This is a genomic window from Thermomonas sp. (assembly GCF_020850895.1).
Taxonomy (GTDB): domain Bacteria; phylum Pseudomonadota; class Gammaproteobacteria; order Xanthomonadales; family Xanthomonadaceae; genus Thermomonas.
The window spans coordinates 1-15310 of the sequence record NZ_JADZDS010000083.1; the positions used below are offsets into that span (position 1 = coordinate 1).

At 64.8% G+C, this 15310-nt stretch carries 16 protein-coding genes and 1 rRNA gene; 6 read left to right on the forward strand and 11 right to left on the reverse strand.

The window, feature by feature from the left end; genetic code table 11:
• Positions 1 to 112 precede the first annotated feature (112 nt).
• Positions 113 to 225: ribosomal RNA gene (rrf, locus tag IT472_RS07815) — 5S ribosomal RNA — on the forward strand.
• Positions 226 to 565: 340 nt separating this feature from the next.
• Here rrf and proC read toward each other — a convergent pair.
• Entirely contained in the window at positions 566 to 1411 is an 846-nt protein-coding gene (proC, locus tag IT472_RS07820) for a pyrroline-5-carboxylate reductase (protein ID WP_297180592.1), read from the reverse strand.
• A 39-nt stretch (positions 1412 to 1450) separates the two neighbouring features.
• Positions 1451 to 2167 (reverse strand): YggS family pyridoxal phosphate-dependent enzyme, encoded by a 717-nt coding sequence (locus tag IT472_RS07825; protein WP_297180593.1) that lies wholly within the window; start codon positions 2165 to 2167, stop codon positions 1451 to 1453.
• A 99-nt stretch (positions 2168 to 2266) separates the two neighbouring features.
• On the opposite strand from IT472_RS07825, the gene IT472_RS07830 reads away from it, so the two are divergent.
• From IT472_RS07830 to IT472_RS07850, 5 genes are all read left to right on the forward strand, one after another.
• Positions 2267 to 3304: a type IV pilus twitching motility protein PilT gene (locus IT472_RS07830; protein ID WP_297180595.1), complete on the forward strand. Its 1038-nt coding sequence runs from the start codon at positions 2267 to 2269 to the stop codon at positions 3302 to 3304.
• A gap of 15 nt (positions 3305 to 3319) precedes the next feature.
• Positions 3320 to 4450 (forward strand): PilT/PilU family type 4a pilus ATPase, encoded by a 1131-nt coding sequence (locus tag IT472_RS07835; RefSeq protein WP_297180597.1) that lies wholly within the window; start codon positions 3320 to 3322, stop codon positions 4448 to 4450.
• A gap of 141 nt (positions 4451 to 4591) precedes the next feature.
• Positions 4592 to 5158 (forward strand): YqgE/AlgH family protein, encoded by a 567-nt coding sequence (locus tag IT472_RS07840; RefSeq protein WP_297180599.1) that lies wholly within the window; start codon positions 4592 to 4594, stop codon positions 5156 to 5158.
• On the forward strand, positions 5155 to 5655 hold the full coding sequence (ruvX, locus tag IT472_RS07845; RefSeq protein ID WP_297180601.1) for a Holliday junction resolvase RuvX: 501 nt from the start codon (positions 5155 to 5157) through the stop codon (positions 5653 to 5655). Before IT472_RS07840 ends, ruvX begins: the two co-directional genes overlap by 4 nt.
• Before the next feature lie 43 nt (positions 5656 to 5698).
• Complete coding sequence (locus tag IT472_RS07850; protein ID WP_297180603.1) at positions 5699 to 6634, forward strand: aspartate carbamoyltransferase catalytic subunit; 936 nt, start codon at positions 5699 to 5701, stop codon at positions 6632 to 6634.
• Positions 6635 to 6729: 95 nt separating this feature from the next.
• Here the strand turns inward: IT472_RS07850 and IT472_RS07855 are convergent, their stop codons facing one another.
• The 9 genes from IT472_RS07855 to IT472_RS07895 all read right to left on the reverse strand — a co-directional run bounded on the left by IT472_RS07855 (position 6730) and on the right by IT472_RS07895 (position 15253).
• Positions 6730 to 7527: a tetratricopeptide repeat protein gene (locus IT472_RS07855; RefSeq protein ID WP_297180605.1), complete on the reverse strand. Its 798-nt coding sequence runs from the start codon at positions 7525 to 7527 to the stop codon at positions 6730 to 6732.
• 33 nt (positions 7528 to 7560) lie between these two features.
• Positions 7561 to 8922 (reverse strand): magnesium transporter, encoded by a 1362-nt coding sequence (gene mgtE, locus IT472_RS07860; RefSeq protein WP_297180607.1) that lies wholly within the window; start codon positions 8920 to 8922, stop codon positions 7561 to 7563.
• A gap of 155 nt (positions 8923 to 9077) precedes the next feature.
• On the reverse strand, positions 9078 to 10805 hold the full coding sequence (ptsP, locus tag IT472_RS07865; protein WP_297180608.1) for a phosphoenolpyruvate--protein phosphotransferase: 1728 nt from the start codon (positions 10803 to 10805) through the stop codon (positions 9078 to 9080).
• Positions 10805 to 11074 (reverse strand): HPr family phosphocarrier protein, encoded by a 270-nt coding sequence (locus IT472_RS07870; protein ID WP_297180610.1) that lies wholly within the window; start codon positions 11072 to 11074, stop codon positions 10805 to 10807. Before IT472_RS07870 ends, ptsP begins: the two co-directional genes overlap by 1 nt.
• Positions 11075 to 11110: 36 nt before the next feature.
• The gene (locus IT472_RS07875) at positions 11111 to 11503 is read right to left on the reverse strand and encodes a PTS sugar transporter subunit IIA (protein WP_297180612.1); all 393 of its coding nucleotides are present in this window, start codon (positions 11501 to 11503) and stop codon (positions 11111 to 11113) included.
• A gap of 80 nt (positions 11504 to 11583) precedes the next feature.
• Positions 11584 to 12453: an RNase adapter RapZ gene (gene rapZ / locus IT472_RS07880; RefSeq protein WP_297180614.1), complete on the reverse strand. Its 870-nt coding sequence runs from the start codon at positions 12451 to 12453 to the stop codon at positions 11584 to 11586.
• Positions 12450 to 13406, reverse strand: a complete 957-nt coding sequence (gene hprK / locus IT472_RS07885; protein WP_297180616.1) for an HPr(Ser) kinase/phosphatase — start codon at positions 13404 to 13406, stop codon at positions 12450 to 12452. The genes rapZ and hprK overlap by 4 nt, the downstream gene beginning before the upstream one ends.
• 36 nt (positions 13407 to 13442) lie before the next feature.
• A complete protein-coding gene (gene raiA, locus IT472_RS07890; protein ID WP_297180618.1) occupies positions 13443 to 13769 on the reverse strand; it encodes a ribosome-associated translation inhibitor RaiA in 327 nt (108 codons plus the stop codon).
• The gene (locus IT472_RS07895) at positions 13769 to 15253 is read right to left on the reverse strand and encodes an RNA polymerase factor sigma-54 (RefSeq protein WP_297180620.1); all 1485 of its coding nucleotides are present in this window, start codon (positions 15251 to 15253) and stop codon (positions 13769 to 13771) included. The genes raiA and IT472_RS07895 overlap by 1 nt, the downstream gene beginning before the upstream one ends.
• Positions 15254 to 15310 lie beyond the last annotated feature (57 nt).

Consider the following 15310-nt stretch of genomic DNA (forward strand, 5'->3'; position numbering starts at 1 on the left):
ACTGCAGATCCCCCTTGAGAGCGTGTGCGCTGCTGTTAATGTGCGTCCCTGCACAAGAGCCTGCACATCCTTGTGCAGACTTCTAAACAAGCGAGCGACCCTCCACCCTCTCCCTGGTGACAACAGCGCTGTGGTCCCACCCGATCCCATCCCGAACTCGGAAGTGAAACGCAGCCGCGCCGATGGTAGTGTGCATCCGCATGCAAGAGTAGGTCATCGCCAGGGCCTTTTTTGAAAGCAAACCCCCAGCTCAATGAGCTGGGGGTTTGTCTTTGCGGCCGTGCTGATGGTGTTCATGCCAGCCCGTTGCTGTACCTCGCGCAGCGGCGGACTGCAACAGGTCATCGCCAGGGCCTTTTGCCCAAAACCCCCGATCAGCTCACTGGTCGGGGGTTTTTCTACTGCGGTGTGTCGATGACAGTGAGTCTGCCAGCCCGTTGCTGTGCGCCGCGCAGCGGCGGACTGCAACAGGTCATCGCCAGGGCCTTATCCCAAACCCCCGATCTGATATCTGGTCGGGGGTTTTACTTTGCAGCGAAGCCGCTCCGGGGTTGCTGATGACGATTCAGTCGTTTGCGGCAGACAGTTCGACACCGCGGACACGGGCCGAATGGATTGCTTGCGAGACCAAGCCGCGGAACCCACCGGCTTCGAACGAGTCCAGTGCTGCTTGGGTCGTCCCGTTCGGGGAGGTGACGCGTCGCCGCAACTCGGCGGCGTCTACATCGGACTCGGTGAGCATGCGGCCAGCGCCGTGGATGGTTTGCAGGGCAAGTCGGCGTGCAGTTTCGGGTGGCAGGCCTTCCTGGATGCCGGCAGCGATCATCGCCTCGGCGAGCAGGAAAACGTAGGCCGGACCGCTGCCGGACAGGGCGGTAACGGCGTCCAGCTGTGATTCTTCCTCGATCCAGACGGTGATCCCGGCTGCGGCCAGCAGCGACTGAGCCAAGTTGCGTCCGTGGGGTTCCACTCCTGGGCGCGCATACAATCCTGCGGCGCCCGCGCCCAGGAGGGACGGTGTATTCGGCATGACCCGGATAATCCGGATGCCCCCCCCCAGCCACCGGTCGATCTGTTCGCTGGTGATCCCGGCGGCGATGGAAATGACCAGCGGATGCACCGCCTGTGCGCGTCCGATCAGGCTTTCGCAGACCTGGCGAAGGATCTGCGGTTTGACCGCGAACACCCAGGTGGATGCACTTTCGACGGCATCTCGCGCATGTGCATGGTCGACGATGCCGAAATCCCTGCGCAATGCTTCGCGCAAGGGTGCAACCGGTTCGGCGACATGGATCCGTTCGGGTGTGCCACCTTGGCGAAGCAGTCCTCCGATCAGGCTGCGAGCCATGTTGCCGCCACCGATGAAGGCGATCGGATCCGAAAAATGGTCGGGGGCGATTGGATTGGTCATGGGAGTCGGGTGATTGGTTTTCGGGGGCAGTTCGGGAGATCAAGGTTTCCGTGGCCGTGGGCCGAACAGGGCGCTGCCGACGCGCACCATTGTCGCGCCTTCTTCGATGGCTTCGATGAAATCCTCGCTCATGCCCAATGACAGGGTGTCGATGCCAGCCGAGTCCTGCTGCAGTCGTGAAAACAACCGACCCATGTTCCGGAACGCAGTGCGCCGGCGGTCCATGTCGGGGTCGGGTGAGGGGATCGCCATCAAACCGCGCAGCCGCAGGCGTGGCTGGTCGGCGATGGCCGCGGCCAGGGGAATGATGTCGAGCGGGCTACAGCCAGACTTGCTTGCTTCGTCGTCGATGTTGACCTGGATGAGGACGTTCAGCGGGGGCAGCGCGTCAGGGCGATGGCGAGCCAACGCCGCCACCAGCTTGGGCCGATCCACGGTCTGGACCCAATCGAAGCTGCGGGCTGCCTGCTCTGCCTTGTTCGACTGCAGGTGGCCGATCAGGTGCCACTCCAACCCTAGCTCGCGCAATGCGGCGATTTTCGGCAGGGCTTCCTGCACGTAATTTTCGCCGAAGGCGCGCTGTCCTGCGGCAGCAACGCTGGCGATCGCTTCCGGATCGCGGGTTTTGGAAACAACCAGAAGCTGGACGGATGGCCTCCCGGAGGGGCGGCACGCGTTGTCGATCAGTGAGAGAATCCGCTGCAGGGCGGGGTTAGGGGCGACGTTTCTAGGCACGGTGGTTGAACGTGTATGCATCTGGCGCTCATACTGCCGGCTGGGGCAGCGCGGCGCCAGCGTGCGAACGTGGAAGCCCGGGGCGACACACTCACCATTGGAAAGGCGAAGGGAGTACGCATGGACATTGCCGAACTGCTGGCATTCTCGGTCAAGAACAAGGCCTCAGACTTGCATCTGTCGGCGGGGCTGCCGCCGATGATACGCGTGGACGGCGACGTACGCCGCATCAACATCCCGGCGCTCGACCACAAGCAGGTCCATGCACTGGTGTACGACATCATGTCGGACAAGCAGCGTCGCGATTTCGAAGAGTTCCTCGAATGCGACTTCTCGTTCGAGATCCCGGGGCTGGCCCGCTTCCGCGTCAATGCCTTCAACCAGAACCGCGGCGCCGGTGCGGTGTTCCGCACCATTCCCTCGGAGGTGCTTTCGCTGGAGGATCTCGGCTGTCCACGCATCTTCAAGGAGTTGATCGAACAGCCGCAGGGCCTGATCCTGGTCACCGGGCCGACCGGCTCGGGCAAGTCGACCACGCTGGCGGCGATGATCGACTACATCAACAAGAAGGACTACAGCCACATCCTGTCAGTCGAGGATCCGATCGAATTCGTCCACACTGCGCAGAAGTGCCTGATCAACCAACGCGAAGTGCATCGCGACACCCACGGCTTCAACGAAGCGCTGCGCTCGGCACTGCGTGAAGACCCGGACATCATCCTGGTCGGTGAATTGCGTGACCTCGAGACCATCCGCCTGGCGTTGACCGCGGCGGAAACCGGCCACTTGGTGTTCGCCACCTTGCACACCAGCTCGGCGGCCAAGACCATCGACCGCATCATCGACGTGTTCCCCGCCGGCGAGAAGCCGATGGTGCGCTCGATGCTGTCGGAATCCTTGCGCGCGGTGATCGCGCAGGCGCTGCTGAAGAAAATCGGCGGCGGCCGCACCGCGGCGTGGGAGATCATGGTCGGCACCCCGGCGATCCGCAACCTGATCCGCGAGGACAAGGTGGCGCAGATGTATTCGGCGATCCAGACCGGCCAGGCGCAAGGCATGCAGACGCTGGACCAGCACCTGCAGGATCTGACCAAACGTGGCATGGTCAGCAGGCAGCAGGCACACGATTATGCCAAGGACAAGCGGTTGTTCGAATAAGGCCGGGAGCCAAAGATGAGCAGCATCGATTTCACCTCGTTTCTCAAGCTGATGGCGCATCAGAAGGCGTCGGACCTGTTCATCACCGCGGGCATGCCGCCGTCGATGAAGGTCCACGGCAAGATCAGCCCGATCACCCAGAACCCGCTGACGCCGCAGCAGTCTCGCGACCTGGTGCTGAACGTGATGTCGCCGCAGCAGCGCGAGGAGTTCGAAAAAACCCACGAGTGCAACTTCGCGATCGGCGTGTCAGGCGTGGGCCGCTTCCGCGTGAGTTGTTTCTACCAGCGCAACCAGGTCGGCATGGTGCTGCGACGGATCGAGACGCGCATCCCGACGGTCGAGGAACTCAGCCTGCCGCCGGTGATCAAGTCGCTGGCGATGACCAAGCGCGGCATCATCATCTTCGTCGGTGCCACCGGCACGGGTAAGTCCACGTCGCTCGCGTCGATGATCGGCTATCGCAATGCCAACTCGACCGGCCACATCATCACGATCGAGGATCCGATCGAGTTCGTGCACAAGCACGACGGCTGCATCATCACCCAGCGTGAAGTCGGCATCGACACCGACAGCTGGGAGAACGCGCTGAAGAACACCCTGCGCCAGGCACCAGACGTGATCATGATCGGCGAGGTGCGTACCCGCGAAGGCATGGACCACGCGATCGCGTTCGCGGAAACCGGCCACTTGGTGCTGTGCACCCTGCATGCCAACAACGCCAACCAGGCGATGGATCGCATCATCAACTTCTTCCCGGAAGATCGCCGCAGCCAACTGTTGATGGACCTGTCGCTGAACCTCAAGGGCGTGGTCGCCCAGCAACTGATCCCCACCCCGGACGGCAAGGCGCGGAGGGTGGCGATGGAGATCCTTCTGGGCACGCCGCTGGTGCAGGACTACATCCGCGACGGCGAGATCCACAAGCTGAAGGAGGTGATGAAGGAATCCGTGCAGATGGGCATGAAGACCTTCGACCAGAGCCTGTTCGAGCTGTACCAGGCCGGCGAGATCAGCTACGAGGATGCCCTGCGGTTTGCCGACTCCTCCAACGAAGTGCGCTTGCGCATCAAGCTGGCCCAAGGTGGCGATGCCACCACCTTGGCCCAGGGCCTGGATGGGGTGCAGATCGCCGAAACGCGCTGAATTCTGCGCCATGTGATGCCGCTGCGCGTCCTTGGGCGGCGGCATCGGCAATGCAGTGGTTCAAGTGTTTCCCGGCCGGAAAGCAACGCGCCTGACCTCCGGGCGGATGGCATGTGCCCGGCTTGCCTTAGAATGGCGGGCATGAACGGGCAAGAACATGGGTTCGGCAACCACCTGCTAATCGCCCTGCCTTCGATGTGCGACCCCAACTTCGAGCGCAGCGTGACGCTGGTGTGCCAGCACGACGGCGAGGGGGCCATGGGGGTGATGGTCAATCGTGCGTCCGAATACACCGTGGGCGAGATCCTGAAGCAAATGGGCGTCAGTTGCGACGACGCAGAACTGCGTGATCAGAAAGTGCTTTCCGGTGGACCGGTGCACCCCGAGCGCGGGTTTGTCCTGCATGACGGTGAAACGACCTGGGACTCCACCCTCAAGGTGGGCGATGGACTGTTCCTGACCACGTCACGCGACGTGCTCGAGGCGATGGCGCGTGGCAACGGGCCGCCGCAGGCGCTGGTGGCGCTGGGTTGCGCCGGCTGGGGGGCAGGGCAGCTCGAACAGGAGTTGGTGGACGACAGCTGGCTGTTGGTGCCGAATCGTCGTGACGTGCTATTCGAGTTGCCCCTGGCGCAGCGCTGGAAGGCGGCAGCCGGGAGCATCGGCGTGGATCTGGTCAACCACGCCAGTCACAGCGGGCACGCATGAACGCCACCGGGGACGCCGGCGCAACGGCTGGGACGGGACCGAAAGCGATCCCTGCGAACGGAACCGTGCTTGGGTTCGACGTTGGGGCGCGCCGGATCGGCGTGGCGGTTGGCAATGCCTTGACCGGCAGTGCCCGCGCGGTGGCCGTGGTCGACGTGCATGCGGTCGGTCCCGACTGGTCACATGCCGACAGGCTGCTGCGCGAGTGGCGTCCCGACGGCTTGGTCGTTGGCGATCCGATGACCCTCGATGGCGGCGACCAGCCGATCCGCAAGGCCGCTCGCGATTTCGCCCGGGAATTGCACCAGCGCACTCGCTTGCCGGTGGTGATGGTCGACGAGCGCAACAGCTCGCAGGAAGCCGCTCGCCGGTTTGCAGTCGCCCGCGCCGAAGGTCGCAGCAAGCGACGGGACGCCGATGCGCTGGATGCGTTGGCGGCGGCGATCATCCTCGAACGCTGGCTGGCATCGCCGCAACTCGCACTGCCGGTAGATTGATGGTCGGCAATCCGTTCCATGAACCCCTGAAGTCCAGTCCCGCATGAATTCGCAACTCGGCATCATAGGCAGCCCACATCACTTGCTTGGGCTGGATGGCATTTCGGTCGATCGGCTGCATGCGTTGTTGCGGCGTGCGCAGGTGTTCGCGGCAGGCGAAGAGTCGCCCAATGCGCTGGCTGGCGTAGCGGTGTGCACGCTGTTCTTCGAGCCCTCCACGCGCACCCGCTTGAGCTTCCAGCTTGCGGCACAGCGGCTGGGCGCGCACATCCTCAATTTCGATGCGTCCACGTCGTCGGCCACCAAGGGCGAGACCGATCTCGACACGTTCCGCACCATCCAGGCCATGGGTGTGCGCGGCTTCGTGGTTCGGCACAAGGCGGATGGCGCGGTGGCGGCGCTGGCTGCGGAGGCTGCTCCAGGCGTGGCGGTGGTGAATGCCGGCGACGGTCGCAGCGAGCACCCCACCCAAGGGCTGCTGGACATGCTGACCCTGCGCCAGGCCAAGGGCGAGGATTTCTCCAGGCTCAAGGTGGTGATCGTGGGCGACGTCAAGCATTCACGGGTGGCCCGCAGTGATCTGCACGCGCTGCGCACGCTCGGCTGCAGCGAGATTCGCGTGTGCGGCCCGGCATCGCTGTTGCCGGATGCCGGCACGCTGGCCGGTTGCGCCGTGACCGACGATTTCGATGCCGCGCTGGACGGCGTGGATGCAGTGATGATGCTGCGCCTGCAGCGCGAGCGTATGGCTGAGGGACTGGTGGCTTCGCTGGACGAGTACCACCGCGATTACGGCCTGACTTCAGCACGCCTGCGCCGCGCCGCGCCGGAGGCCATCGTCATGCATCCGGGCCCGATGAATCGCGGCGTCGAAATCACCGATGAAGTCGCCGACGGCTCGCGGTCACGCATCCTGGATCAGGTCGCCAATGGCGTCGCGGTGCGGATGGCGGTGCTGGAGGCGGTGCTGGGAAGATAGTGGTGTGTCGAAACACTCCGCAATCGGACGGCTGAGCCGCTCTCGGGTCCAGACGCAGACGCGCTTGTGACTGCAACTCTGGCGCGGTCGCCGGTTCAGGGTCTGGCTTGGTTGCGTCGATCCTGGATGTACTGCAATTCGCGTTGTGCCAGATCGTTGCCGGGTTCGACGACGAGCGAGTCCTGATAGGCCTGTTCGGCGGCCTGCAAATCGCCCAGTTCGACCAAGGTATAGCCGAGGCCACGCAAGGCAATGGCTTTCATGCCAGCATTGCTCTGGTAGCGGTCGATCAACTGCAGGGCGAGGCGGTAGTCAGCGAGGGCCTCGCTGTTTCGATGCAGCTGGTTCAACACGAAGCCGCGTTCAACCCGAGGATCGGCCCACAGGGTGGCAAGGCCGACGGCCTTGTCGAGGTAAGCAAGCGCCTTTTCGAAGTTCCTGGCTTCAACGGCGATGTAGCCGAGGATGTTGTAGGACTGCGGGCAGGCCATGTCGACCCAGTCGACGGGTTCACTGTCCTGGCGCGAGGCCATGTAGCTCTGGTACTCGGATGCAGTGGCGACGCTGACCAGAGCACGGCCTGAGGCGAGCAGGCGATCGCAGTACTCAGTGACCGGAGCCAATCGGGCGACGGCCTGTTCGAGGCGTTGGGCTGCCACATCGGCTTGGGCAAGGCCGAGCGTATCGCGGAACTGCGAGCCCATCGCCTGCCGTTCCGCCTCGATGGCCGGAGTGGCGGTGCGGACGATGGTCCGGCCCTTCGTGGGTGGGCTTTTGTTGGGCTGGTTCGATTCAGGCTGAGGCTGAGCTTGGGCAAAGGCGATCCCGGTGCCACAGGCGGAAAGCGCGGCCGCGAGCAACAGTCGAGTTGCGAGCGATGGAATGATTGGCATGTGGGACACCTGAGTCGAGATCCGGACATCAGGCTAGCGCAGCAATACCAGCGTGGCCAACCCGAGGAAGGTGAAAAAGCCGAGTGAGTCGGTGAGTGCGGTCAGGAAGATGCCGCTGGCCAAGGCCGGATCGAAGCGCATGCGCTTGAGCGTCAGCGGGATCAGCACGCCGGCGGAGGCGGCGATCAGCAGGTTGCAGGTCAGCGCGGTGAAGATGACTACGGACAGCCCGGCGTTGCCGAACCAGACCCAAACGATGGCGCCGAGCACCGAGCCCATCAGCAGTCCGTTGAGCAGGGCCACCCGAAGTTCCTTCCACAGCAGGGTCCTCACGTTGGAGGCACCGATCTGCCCCAGCGCCAGGCCGCGCACCACCAGCGCCATCACCTGGGTGCCGGCGTTGCCACCCAAGCCGGCCACCATCGGCATCAGCACCGCCAGCGCCACCAGCTTGTCGATGGTGGCTTCGAACTGACCGACCACGTTGGCGGCGATGAAGGCAGTGCACAGGTTGATCGACAGCCACACCAAGCGGCGGCGCATGGCACGCCAAACCGGGCTGAACAGGTCTTCGTCCTCGTCGAGGCCCGCGGCCGACAGTGCCTGGTGCTCGGCCTGCTCGCGGATGATGTCGACCACGTCGTCGATGGTGATGCGGCCGAGCAGGATGTTGTTGTCGTCCACCACCGGCGCGGAAATCCAGTCGTGGTCGGAGAATTGCCGAGCCACTTCGTCCGAGCTTTCGTCGACGCCGATTGCGGGTTGTTCGCCGTCCATCAACTGGTTGATCGCGGTGCCCGGCTCGTGGGTCAACAGCGCTTGCAGGGCGATCCTGCCGAGGTACTGGTGGCGCTTGCTGACCACGTAGATGTGGTCGGTGTGCTCCGGCAATTCCCCGCGCAAGCGCAGGTAGCGCAGGACCACGTCGATGGTGGTGTCGGCGCGCACCGTCACCACGTCCGGATTCATCAGGCGTCCGGCGCTGTCCTCGGGATAGGACAACACCTGTTCGAGGCGCTCGCGGTTCTCGCGGTCCATCGACTTCAGGACTTCATCGATCACCGCGTCCGGCAGATCTTCGACGAGGTCGGCAAGGTCGTCGATCTCGAGGTCCGAGGCCGCGGCGACCAGTTCGTCAGGGTCCATGTCGGCGATCAGGCCTTCGCGTACCTCGTCGCCGACGTGCACCAGTACTTCGCCGTCGTCCTCCGGATCGACCAAGCCCCAGACCACCGAACGCCGCGCTGGCGGCAGCGATTCCAGCAGGCTGCCGATTTCGGCGGGCGAGAGCGTGTTGACCAATCGACGCACCGGGCCCAGCCGGCCGCTGTCCAGCGCGTCTGATAACAGACGCAGCTGGCGCGCAGGCTTGTCGTGGCGAATGGCGTCAGCCATGCGGGGTTCCGGCGGCGGTGGGAGCGCCTCGCGCAGCGGAACACGCGGGCGCCTGATCAGGCGTTCATGGTGTTCGCATTATCCCCTGCAGGGAGGGAGCCGGCCAGCACCTTGGCACCTCGGTGGACGTTCCGGATGGATTCCGTGGTCCGTGGTCAGGGGGGACTGATGCCGTGTGCGCCGACCCAACGTTCGATGCCGGCGCGGGTGCGTGCACGCAGCAGTGCCGGGGCGGCGGCACGCAGTCGTGCCAGGTCGCAGCCGCGGATAGCCTGCCTGACCTCCAGCAGATGGGTCGGATGCAGGCTCAGTTCCTCCAGGCCAAGAGCGAGCAGCAGCGGGACGAAATCGGGCTCGGCTGCGATCTCGCCGCACAGCGTCACCGGCACGGCGCGCCGTCGGGCGACCCTGATCACCTCGTGCATGACGCGCAGGACTGCTGGGTGCAAGGGGGTATACAGTGCTTCCAGCGTTTCGTTGGTGCGGTCCAAGGCCAGCAGGTACTGGACCAGGTCGTTGCTGCCGATGGCCAGGAAATCCACCAGTCCGATGAAGGTGGGCAGCACCACGGCCGCCGAGGGAACTTCGATCATCGTTCCCAGCGGCACGTGTGGGGCAATCTCCCGGCCCTCCGTGCGCAGCTCATCCATGACCGTGGCCAACAGCGAGCGTACGGCCTTGATTTCCTCGATCGCGCTCACCATCGGCACCAGCACGCGCACCGGACCGTAGCCGGAGGCGCGCACGATGGCACGCAACTGGGTGCGCAACAGGCCGGCGCGCGCCAGCGACAGCCGCACGCCGCGCAACCCCAGCGCCGGATTGGCTTCCTGGCCCAGGACCAGGCCCGAGCGTTCGGCCTTGTCGGCACCGAGGTCGAGGCTGCGGATGGTGACGGTGCGTCCTGTCATCGCCAGCACGACGTCGCGGTAGGCGCGGAACTGGATCTCTTCGTCCGGCAATTCGTTGCGCCCGAGGAACAGGAATTCGGAGCGGAACAGACCGATCCCGGCAGCGCCAAGGGCGTGCGCTTCGCTGGCGTCTTCGCGGGTCTCCGCGTTCGCCCACAGCTTGATGTCGGCGCCATCGAGGGTTCGGCTCGGCTCGCGGCGCAGGCGGTTGAGCTGGCGCCGGTCTTGGCGCGCCTGCGCCATCCGTGCGTGGTGGGCGCGCAGGTCGGCTGCGTCGGGTTCGAGGATCACCAATCCGGTGCTTCCGTCGATCACCAACACGTCGCCGTCCTTGACTTTCAGCAAGGCTTGACTGGCGCCGACCACCAACGGCAGGTGCAGGCTGCGCGCCATGATCGTGCTGTGCGAGAGCGGGCTGCCGCCGGCCGTCACCACGCCGACCACGCCTTGAGTCTGCAGTTGCGCCAACTCGGCCGGGGCGATGTTGGCGGTGACCAGGATGTCGCCGGAAACCCCAGGCAGGGCTGACATGTGGCTATGCAGGGCGCCGTGCAAGCGTTCGATGATGTGGTCGATGTCATCGATGCGGCTGCGCAGGTAGGCATCGTCCATGGCGTCGAACACGGCGGTGATGCGGTTGCGCTGGAGGCGCAGCGCATAGTCCGCCGAATACGGGCCGGTGCGAATCAGGGTGTCGATGCCGGTCAGCAGTTCCGGATCGTCAAGCAGCAGGGCGTGCAGAGCCACGACCTCGCCCAGTTCCGGCGTCAGTGCGCCCTGCAGGCGCTCGCGCAGGGTGCGCATTTCCGAGCGGACCTGAGCCACAGCAGCATGGAATCGCGCAATCTCCGCATCGATGTCCTGCGCCAGGATTGCGGTCGCCTCAACCTCGAGGCGGTGCGGCAGCCGCATCCGTGCCCGACCGATCGCGCAACCGCGTGCCGCCGCCGTCCCGGACAGCAACTTGCGCATCAATCGTCCTCGTCGAAGCGGCGCTCGAACAGGCTGGCCACGGCGTCGGAAGCGGCCTGTTCGTCGGGACCGTCGACCCGAAGCACCACTTCGGCACCGGGACCGGCCGCCAGCAGCATCACGCCCATGATGCTCTTGGCGTTGACCTCGCGCCCACGCACTTCCAGCGTGGCCTGGCTCTGGAAGGCGGAAAGCACGTGGACCAGCCGGGCCGTCGCGCGGGCGTGCAGCCCGAGCCGGTTGATGATCTTCAGGTCACGTCGGATCATGCACTGTCCTTGCGGAAAACGAGGAGATGGAAGGCTTCAGATGTCATCCATGATCGCTCCATTGCGTGATCCCGCGGCTGCCACCGCCGGGAGTTCGTCTAGATCCAGTTCGGCGTAGTTCATCACCCGCATCAGCATTGGCAGGCTGACCGCGGACACCCGTCGCACCGGCGTGCCGATCCGAGCCAGTCGTGCCGCCAGGTTGCTCGGGGAGGCTCCGTACAGGTCAGTGAGGATCAACACGCCCTGACCCTGGTCGACGCGCCGTAGCGCGGTGCTGGCTTGTGGCAGCAGGGTTGACGGGTCGCTGTCGAAGGACACTTCGAAGGCTTCGCAGGCCAAGGGAAGTTTGTTCAACAGGCGCGTGGTGACGGCCACGAGCGCGTGGCCGATGCCTTCATGAGTGATCAGCAGGACGCCAACGGACATGTGCACAACTTAGCAGACGCGCAATGCGATGCGGAAGCGGAAGTATGCGACGGATGTGCCGGCAGCGGGCTGGCGTTCCATCACTCCAGTTCACGGTGGTGGATCGCGACTTCCTCCCAGCCCGAATCCATGAAGTGCCGGGCCAAGCGTTCGGCAAGGTACACCGAGCGGTGACGTCCACCGGTGCAGCCGAAACAGATGGTGACGTAACTGCGGGTTTCCGATCTCAGCTTGGGCAGCCAAGCATCAAGGAAGGCTTGGGTTTGGGCAACGTAGGTGGTGACGTCCGGTTGCTGGTCGAGGTGTTCGCGCACCTCGGGATCACGGCCGGACAGTGGGCGCAGCCGCGCATCCCAGTGCGGGTTGGGAAGCACCCGGGTATCGAACACGAAGTCGGCGTCGGCGGGAATGCCGCGACGGTAGGCGAACGATTGGAACAGCAGCGACAGCCCGGCTCCGGCAAGCCCGAATTCGGTCAGCACGCTGCGCCGCATCTGGTGCACGTTCATCGCGCTGGTGTCGATCAGCATGTCGGCGATCTGGCGCAGCGGGCGAAGTGCCTGCCGATCCAGGGAAATGGCGTCGGCCAAGGCCAGTCCGAGGTGGCTGAGCGGGTGCCGGCGACGGGTGTCTGCATAGCGACGCAACAGGACTTCGTCCCTTGCTTCGAGGAACAGCAGGCGCGGGTTGGCGCCCAGCGCGCCAACCTGCGACAGCGCAGAGGGAACGTCGGACAGGTCACCGAAGTTGCGCACATCGATGCCGACCGCGATCTTCGAGGGTGAGGCCTCGTTTTCCTGCAGCCTGCGAACGAATTCCGGCAACAGCTGCGCGGGCAGGTTGTCCACGCAGTAGTAGCCGAGGTCCTCGAGCGCATGCAGGGCGCCGGACTTGCCGGAACCGGACATGCCGCTGACGATGACCAACTCGGACAGGCTTCCTGCGTTCACGGCGTGGAACGCTCCAGGAAGTGGCTATGCCGTGCCAGGAAGGCCGCCGCCGGGTCGATGCCCTTGCTGCGCAGGATGTGCATGCGGGTGGCCGCTTCCGTCAGTACCGCGAGGTTGCGGCCGGCCATCACCGGCACCGTGATCTTCGGCACGTCGAGATCCAGCACGTGCCGGGTCCCGATGTCGCCGGTCAGGCGTTCGATGCCGGTCTCACTGGTGCCCGGGGTCGGCTTGCTGAGGTGAACGATCATGCGCAGGTACTTGTTCCGCTTGACCGCGGTGTCGCCGAACATCTGGCGGATGTTGAGCACGCCTAGGCCGCGCAGTTCGAGCATGTCCTGCAGCAGTTCAGGACAGGTGCCGTCGAGCACGTCGGGGGCGATCTGGGTGAATTCCGGCGCATCGTCGGCGACCAGTCGGTGGCCGCGGGTAATCAGTTCCAACGCCAGTTCACTCTTGCCGGAGCCGGATTCGCCGGTGATCAGCACGCCGATCGAATAGATCTCCATGAACACGCCGTGGAGCGTGATTCGCGGCGCCAGCGTGCGCGCCAGCAGGTACTGGATGTGGTTGAGCAACTCATGGCCGCGCCGGGGTGACACCCACAGCGGCGTATCGGACTCCTCTGCTGCCAGCCGCAGGTCATCCGGGCAGGTCTGGTTGCGGGTGATGACCAGTGCCAGCGGCCGGAAGGCCATCAGCTTGTGGATGGTTTCCCAGCGCAGGCGCGCATCAAGGTTGTCCAGCCATTCCAGTTCCTCGGAACCGAGGATCTGGACCCTGTTGGGATAGATGGCATTGAGGTACCCGGCCAGCGACGGTCGCCGAGCCACCGTGTCGACCGCTTCGAGGACACGTTCCGACGCGCCGCGTTCACCGGCCAGCCAGCGCAGCGCGAGCCGCTCCTGCTGGCTGGTGAACAGTTCCTGGGCGGTGATGCGTGCCGTGGTCATGGTCGGGGGCGCTTGCGGGGCATGTCCATCGAGATCTCAGTCGGACGGACCTGACCTCGACAAGCCGTCGCCGCGCCGTTGTTCGGTGAGCTTTTCCTTGTGCTTGACCAGCAGTCGGTCGACCTTGTCGACCAGCAAGTCGATTGCTGCATACATGTCCTGACCGACCGCGTCGCCGTGCAGCGTGCGTCCGGAAAGGTTCACCGTCGCAATCGCCTTGTGCGATGGCTTCTCCAGTGCCAGTTGCACGCGGATCTCGCAATCCTTGTCGATGCGCCGATCGAGACGTTCAAACCGGGTTTCCACGTAACTGCGCAAAGCGGGCGTCACCTCGATTTGCTGGCCATAGATTTCGATTTGCATCATGAACCTCCTTCGGCAGTGGGCCGCGAGCCGGGTGGCTGCGGTGCGGCCGCGCTGGCGGTGCCAACGCGGACGCGTTCGTGGGAGGCCGGGATTTGCAGCGCTTCGCGGTACTTCGCGACCGTGCGCCTTGCCACCGGCACTCCCTCGTTCTTCAACGTATCGGCAAGCTTGGCATCGGACAAGGGTTTGCATGGATCTTCATTGGAGACCAGTTTGCGGATCCTGTCCTGAATGGCCGTGCTTGAGGCGCTTCCCCCGCTTTCGGTGCCGATGCCGGATGCGAAGAACGCGCGCAGCGGCAGTGTTCCACGGGGCGTATGCGCATATTTGCCGGCGACTGCGCGCGAGACCGTGGATTCGTGCATTTCGAGTTCGGCGGCGATTTCGCGCAGGGTCAGCGGACGCAGTGCTTGTGGGCCGAATTCGAGGAATCCGGCCTGTTCACGAACGAGTCGACGGACGACCCGCAGCAGGGTGTTCGCGCGCGATTCCAGCGCCTTGAGCAACCAGCGCGCTTCCTGGAGGTGGCCGCGCAGGTACTCGGCGTCGGACCCCTTGGTTTGCTGGAGCAGACGCTGGTAATCGCGTTGCAGGCCGATCTTCGGCCGGGCATCGGGTGCCAACGCCACCTGCCAGAGCCCCTGGTGACGCCAGATGATGCAGTCCGGGCGGACGTAGGAGCCGGACGGCAGCGCACCGAAACGCGACCCGGGATGGGGATCGAGGCTCTGCAGCAGGTTGACCGCGGCCTGCGCCTGGATGGCGCTGCATCCAAGCCATGCCTGCAGGCCGGCGACCCCGGCTTTCGGCAGGCGTTCAAGGTGGTTGGTCGCGATGGCAAGGGCCAGGGCGCGGCCCGGGGTGTCGTCCGGTAGCGCACGCAACTGCGCTTGCAGGCACTCGGAGACGCTGCGTGCCCCGACACCCACGGGATCGAAGCACTGGATCCGATGCAGCACCAGCAACATCTGTTCGGGGCTTGCTTCGAGTTCGGGGCGCAGGCTTTCAGAGAGCGACTCGAGGCTGTCGCGCAGGTAGCCGTCATCGTCGAGGGATGCGATCAGGGCGGCGCCGATGCGGGTTTCGAGTGGACTGAAGTGGCCCAAGTGCAATTGCATGAGCAAGTGGTCGTGCAAGGACTCCTCGACCGCCGGCTGGCTGGCTTCGTCGGCAAAATCCGATCCATGGCTGCGGCTGGCGTGCTCGGCCCACGATCCAGCTTCCATTTCTGGGTCGTACTGGAGGTCTGCGACGGGATCAGGCGTTGCGTCCCCGCTGTCGTTGTCCTTGCCGGGATCCGTGTCCTCGGTGCCGGCTTCGCTGCCGTCCTCGATCCAGTCAAGCAGCGGGTTGCTGGCGACCGCTTCGGTCATTTCCGCTTCCAGCTCGATGCCGGATAGCTGCAGCACCCGGATTGCAAGCCGGACCTGGGGAGTCAGGACCAACTGTTGCTGGATGCTGGCGGTCAGGCGCGGCTTCACGGCCACAGCATAGCCGCGAAGGGGGTGCGATGGTGGCATGATCCCTAGCGGGCTGCT

What these genes read in the sequence shown, in the direction of transcription:
- proC (WP_297180592.1), bottom strand. Translation starts at nt 1,411, where the DNA reads ATGACCAATCCAATCGCCCCCGACCATTTTTCGGATCCGATCGCCTTC.
- IT472_RS07825 (WP_297180593.1), bottom strand. Translation starts at nt 2,167, where the DNA reads ATGCATACACGTTCAACCACCGTGCCTAGAAACGTCGCCCCTAACCCC.
- IT472_RS07830 (WP_297180595.1), top strand. Translation starts at nt 2,267, where the DNA reads ATGGACATTGCCGAACTGCTGGCATTCTCGGTCAAGAACAAGGCCTCA.
- IT472_RS07835 (WP_297180597.1), top strand. Translation starts at nt 3,320, where the DNA reads ATGAGCAGCATCGATTTCACCTCGTTTCTCAAGCTGATGGCGCATCAG.
- IT472_RS07840 (WP_297180599.1), top strand. Translation starts at nt 4,592, where the DNA reads ATGAACGGGCAAGAACATGGGTTCGGCAACCACCTGCTAATCGCCCTG.
- ruvX (WP_297180601.1), top strand. Translation starts at nt 5,155, where the DNA reads ATGAACGCCACCGGGGACGCCGGCGCAACGGCTGGGACGGGACCGAAA.
- IT472_RS07850 (WP_297180603.1), top strand. Translation starts at nt 5,699, where the DNA reads ATGAATTCGCAACTCGGCATCATAGGCAGCCCACATCACTTGCTTGGG.
- IT472_RS07855 (WP_297180605.1), bottom strand. Translation starts at nt 7,527, where the DNA reads ATGCCAATCATTCCATCGCTCGCAACTCGACTGTTGCTCGCGGCCGCG.
- mgtE (WP_297180607.1), bottom strand. Translation starts at nt 8,922, where the DNA reads ATGGCTGACGCCATTCGCCACGACAAGCCTGCGCGCCAGCTGCGTCTG.
- ptsP (WP_297180608.1), bottom strand. Translation starts at nt 10,805, where the DNA reads ATGCGCAAGTTGCTGTCCGGGACGGCGGCGGCACGCGGTTGCGCGATC.
- IT472_RS07870 (WP_297180610.1), bottom strand. Translation starts at nt 11,074, where the DNA reads ATGATCCGACGTGACCTGAAGATCATCAACCGGCTCGGGCTGCACGCC.
- IT472_RS07875 (WP_297180612.1), bottom strand. Translation starts at nt 11,503, where the DNA reads ATGTCCGTTGGCGTCCTGCTGATCACTCATGAAGGCATCGGCCACGCG.
- hprK (WP_297180616.1), bottom strand. Translation starts at nt 13,406, where the DNA reads ATGACCACGGCACGCATCACCGCCCAGGAACTGTTCACCAGCCAGCAG.
- raiA (WP_297180618.1), bottom strand. Translation starts at nt 13,769, where the DNA reads ATGCAAATCGAAATCTATGGCCAGCAAATCGAGGTGACGCCCGCTTTG.